General features: G+C 65.5%; 1 protein-coding gene (cut by a window edge). It reads left to right on the top strand.

Features of this window, described 5'->3' with window-relative positions:
- Positions 1-60, top strand: the end of a protein-coding gene (locus tag GEV06_29075) for a hypothetical protein (protein MPZ21892.1). 273 nt of this gene lie to the left of the window's left edge; the window shows 60 of its 333 coding nt (coding positions 274-333); its start codon lies beyond the left edge, outside the window; the stop codon is at positions 58-60.
- The last annotated feature ends 247 nt before the right edge of the window (positions 61-307 follow it).

Below are 307 nucleotides of genomic sequence, written 5' to 3'. Positions count from 1 at the left end.
AGCCTCTGTGCGGTTGGGAGGAGCTGCCAGCACGTGCATCGCGGTAGCGCAGGCCTTTAGGAGGCCTGCCAGCACGTGGTTGCTCGAGTTTCGGGCCCGCAGTCGGCAGGCCTAAAGGCCTGCGCTACGCGCATTTGCGAGTGACAACGGTTTCACTGCCCAGTACCCAGTGCCTCGTCACCGATCGCGATCAGCTCCTCCTCGGTCCGAAAGTACCAGTAGCCGTCCACCAGCGCTGGCGTGGCGAGCACCCGCGCCTCGAGTGCGTTGACGCGCAGCAGCTCGAACTCCGGTCCCGCCTTCAGCA

It is taken from the genome of Luteitalea sp. (assembly GCA_009377605.1).
Taxonomy (GTDB): Bacteria; Acidobacteriota; Vicinamibacteria; order Vicinamibacterales; family Vicinamibacteraceae; genus WHTT01.
The sequence above is the reverse complement of the archived record's forward strand: the minus strand, read 5'-3'. Positions and strand labels throughout refer to the sequence as shown.